Annotated in this window: 3 protein-coding genes; all 3 read right to left on the minus strand. The window is 38.5% G+C overall.

Annotated features, from left to right (window positions below; translation table 11 throughout):
* Positions 1 to 110 precede the first annotated feature (110 nt).
* The 3 genes from ACE1OF_RS19420 to ACE1OF_RS19430 all read right to left on the minus strand — a co-directional run bounded on the left by ACE1OF_RS19420 (position 111) and on the right by ACE1OF_RS19430 (position 4,163).
* On the minus strand, positions 111 to 650 hold the full coding sequence (locus ACE1OF_RS19420; protein ID WP_448896528.1) for a hypothetical protein: 540 nt from the start codon (positions 648 to 650) through the stop codon (positions 111 to 113).
* 139 nt (positions 651 to 789) lie between these two features.
* Positions 790 to 1,539, minus strand: a complete 750-nt coding sequence (locus ACE1OF_RS19425) for a metallophosphoesterase family protein (RefSeq protein WP_136980521.1) — start codon at positions 1,537 to 1,539, stop codon at positions 790 to 792.
* A 1,640-nt stretch (positions 1,540 to 3,179) separates the two neighbouring features.
* Positions 3,180 to 4,163 (minus strand): hypothetical protein, encoded by a 984-nt coding sequence (locus tag ACE1OF_RS19430; RefSeq protein WP_448896530.1) that lies wholly within the window; start codon positions 4,161 to 4,163, stop codon positions 3,180 to 3,182.
* Positions 4,164 to 4,309 lie beyond the last annotated feature (146 nt).

A 4,309-nucleotide genomic window follows, 5' to 3' on the forward strand; every position in this document is an offset into this window, starting at 1 on the left:
CATGAGAAAGATGGTTGTAATACTTAATTCAATGATAAGAGACGGCGTAATGTGGGATAAAGGTAGCGCCAAAAATTAACTATTGACGCCATAGTCTCTTGTTAGGAATTTTATTCGAATATGGCACGTCCAAACTTTTGTTCCATATAGGAGCGAAACCCTGAACGGTCTCCCCAATGTTTGCTCAAATCAAACTTATCTCCATGAATTGTTACTCCATAATTACCCTTAAGTTCCTCTGCGTTATTTTCAGGGGCTAGTACGACGGAAACAATCAACCCAATAATGAAGCTAGGAGGTAAATTCCATTGTTGCCCGATACTCATGCCCTCTAGATTGTCGAAGTTAAGCCTAGGGTCTAACTCACCCTCATGAGCGATCGAAGTTCTGCCAAACTTGTAGATTGCTTCAGGAAAGCTAATTCCGTCGACATTAATGCGAAATATATTTTGAGTTGCGATGTAAGTGATAATATCTAGCTCGTCATCTAAGAATTTTTTTATTCTTTTTCCCACACCTTCTTTAGGGTATCTTTTCTTCGCTGTTTTATCTAAAGCTGGAAAGAAATGAACTAACGCACTTTCAAAGTCTTTCTGTTGAAAGCTAATTATACTTGATTCTATTCGTCTACTAATCGAGCTTGTCGACATCAAAATTCTCCTAAAGTTCCTAACGCCGCGTTAAGTAGTGAGCAACGCTACCACGAAAACTAACCATACCACCGTAAACACAAAACCCAACGATGGAATGAAAAATGCCATGCGTTGGGAATCTGTCTTAAACGCTTTGTTATAAGCACCTGCCAGTGGATAGGAAATGAACCCAGTCATTCCTGCCTCGCTTTTTGGCTGCATTTACCGCACTTTCAACATCATAAGTTACTTTATGAAAAACAATGTCCCACTTATCTTCAGAGGCTTTCTGCAATGTGGCATAGGATGCTTTTGGCGAATAGTTTTGCATCGAATGAACATTTGGCTCGTCATCCGTATAAGCCTGCAAACCGACACTACCAGGATTTATGACGATTTGTCCGGTGGATAGTTCTACGCATCTTGGGGTATGAGTATGCCCACATATAATAATTGGAGAAGATATTCCATTTAATTTTTCAATGATTTCACCATCAGGCCGAACTATTGGTCTTCCAGTACTAATGTCTTCCAACAAGTACACTAGGTCATCACTAGGCGTTCCATGACATGCATAAATATCAGTCGTGATTTGCAAATCGAATGGTAATTGCTTCATCCAAGTCAATGGCTCTTGCCCCAGCTCACTCAGTATAAACTGCATTGTAGGATTCGATTCTATTTCAGCTTCCGTAGCCTCATATATCTGACGATCTTGATTGCCCGATATAGTGATAGCATTCAATGACTGCAAGTATTCGTATGTCTGCCTCGGAGCTATTGGACCGTATAAAATATCACCTAGATTAATAAAAGCCGTAAAACCTTTTGCTCTAGCATCCTTAACCACTGCCTCAAGCGCAAAAATGTTACTATGGATATCTGACAATATTGCGAATTTTTCCACTATGCACTCCTTGTGCTTATAACGCCAAGCTAAGTGGCTAACAAACCTACCACTTCACTCAATTAAAACACCTTAAACACAAAATTAAACCAAGCTAAAAATGCCCAACGTTTGTTAGTCCGTCTTAAGCGCTTTGTTAGTTTGCCACCGCGATGAAACCGGAGGCTTAGCGCCAAGGTGTTGAATTGGTTATGAAACTACTGGCTTTGAACACAAAAGTAAAACGGACAGCTCAGAATTTAAACCCAACTAACAAAACGCACTTGGCTAAGAAGACTTTCGTAAATGCCGACAGCCACAAATGCAATGTTCAATGCTCACACTTAACTTCCAAAACCAAAGAAGAAGCGCGCAAGAACATTGAGAAATGAACCTTACTAACACGGAAGAATTGAATAACACGAAAGCCAATTAACCGAAAAACGGGCTACGCGAGATGCCTATTTCGATGAAAAAGTCTTTGGGAAATAACAGGTGAATAGCTAGAGCGTAGAACAAAGCTTTTAGACCATAAACGCTTTTCTGCCCTTTGCAAACTAACGCCCAATTAAGTAGCTGACAACGCTACCAATACACTCAAACTTAACACCGAAATCACTGAAGCTAAACCAAGCTAAAATTGCCAAGCGTTGACAGTCTGCTTAAATTGCTTGTTATATTAAAGCTGTAAACTAATTTATTGATTCAGCTGAGATGAGAGTAACAGTAACGAAAAAATCGCAAAGCTGTACCTGAGATCATTTCTCAACTTTATCAACCTATTATTGTTCAGGAGCTCCAAATCTTTACCAAAAAGCATCGGGACAAATAAGAACATACCAAAATGGAATACTACAAACGGTGGAGCACCTCTAGAGCGCCAATGTTCATGTTCCATTTCACACCATTCATCATAAAAATTCTTGCTAGATTTTATAAGTGGAAACAGTGAAACCAACACCGCGCAAACCATCAGAGTATTAAATAACTCACCCACATTAATCCCTTAATTTGAAAAATAATATAACGCCAAGCTAAGTGGCTAACAAACCTACCACTTCACTCAATTAAAACACCTTAAACACAAAATTAAACCAAGCTAAAAATGCCAAACGTTTGTTAGTCCGTCTTAAGCGCTTTGTTAGTTTGCCACCGCGATGAAGCCAAAGGTTTAGCGCCAAAGTGCTGAATTAGCTGTAAAACTAATGGCTTTGAACCCAAAAGTAAAACGGGCAGCTCAGAATTTAAACCCAACCAACAAAACGCACTTGGCTAAGAAGACTTTCGTAGATGCCGACAGCCACAAATACCATCTTTCAATGTTCCTGCTTAACTTTCAAAACCAAAGAAGCAGCGCGCAAGAACGTTGAGAAGTGAACCTTACTAACACGAAAGAATTGAATAACACGAAAGCCAATTAACCGAAAAACGGGCTACGCGAGATGCCTATTTCGATGAAGAGTCTTTGGGAAATAACAGGTGAATAGCTAGAACGCAGAACAAAGCTTTTAGACCACAAACGCTTTTCTGCCCTTTGCAAACTAACGCCGCATTAAGTGGTGAGCAACGCCTCCACCTAAGCCTAAACCTTGCCACATAAAGCACTAAAGCTGACCTGAGCTGAAAATACCAAGCGTTGAGAATCCATCTTAAATGCTTTGTTAGTTTTTATTTTCAATGAATAACTCTGTTATTAAATTTAGCTTTAAAGGCTCTGTATTTGGGTAATAGTCTGGTAACGAACCATTTATAAACTGAGTAATTTGTAAATTGAAAGAATCAATTTTTTTCAAAAAATACTGTATATTATTTGTAGTATCTGAAAACAAAAACCCACCAATAATTGAAGATAAAGTTAGGCTTATTGGGTAATTCAGGCGCTCACAATTCGTACGATTAATATAGAGACATAGCTCTTTAAGTATAATCTTTAGTTCCATGAAAAAGTGATCATAGTCAATCATTAAATTAGTATTCGTACTAGCCGCAGTTATTCCACCACCGATAGGAGCATAAATAGTGCCATCAGGCATTTCTATAAATGAGTTACAGGACTTACTTCTGAGTACTTTTCGATCGACTGGAGTAATAGGCTCTTGTGAAGTTGGGATACCATTGATTTTGAAGTTACTTAAAGCATAAGGCCATTCATTATGTATAACTTCTATCACAGCTTGATCTGTCCATAAATAGGGAGAGCTATGCTCATAAATCCCAATTAAATACGCTGAGGATTCTGTTACATAAGCTATTAATATAGGGCCAGTACGATTTATAAAACCTTTACTCTTACCTTCACTACAAATTCCTGTTCCAAGATGAAAATGATGCAAACCGAAGTCATTTAAAAAACCATCATTGTACCCTGCTCGTTTTAGGTTACTACTCAAATAAGCATTAACATTATGACCAAATATTAATGCCCTAACCAAAGAGTTAAAACCTACTCTCAAGTCATCTGGACATTCTAACTTTCGAGAAAAATGCACTTCCCTTGGTAACGGTGTTACCTCTCGATTTAAAAGGTTCATATATTGATGAAAAGGCGAAACATTATCACTTCTCTTCCACTTACACCCCTTAATTAACATTTGTTTTTCAGCAAAAGCATTTAGGTCACCTTTTAAATCACAACGTATATCCATTAACTCTCCATTGCTCGCATAAAAACTAACGCTAAGCTAAGTAGTGAGCAACGCAGTACGAAGCCACCGCATAACACCTTAAACACATAAATCAACGCATACTAAAAATGCCACGCGTTGCGAGTCTGCCTTAAGCGCTTTGTTAG

The sequence above is a fragment of the Colwellia sp. E150_009 genome, from assembly GCF_053543955.1.

Excerpts from the sequence above, each read along its gene's own strand:
- ACE1OF_RS19430 (WP_448896530.1), bottom strand. The coding sequence starts at position 4,163 with ATGGATATACGTTGTGATTTAAAAGGTGACCTAAATGCTTTTGCTGAA.
- ACE1OF_RS19420 (WP_448896528.1), bottom strand. The coding sequence starts at position 650 with ATGTCGACAAGCTCGATTAGTAGACGAATAGAATCAAGTATAATTAGC.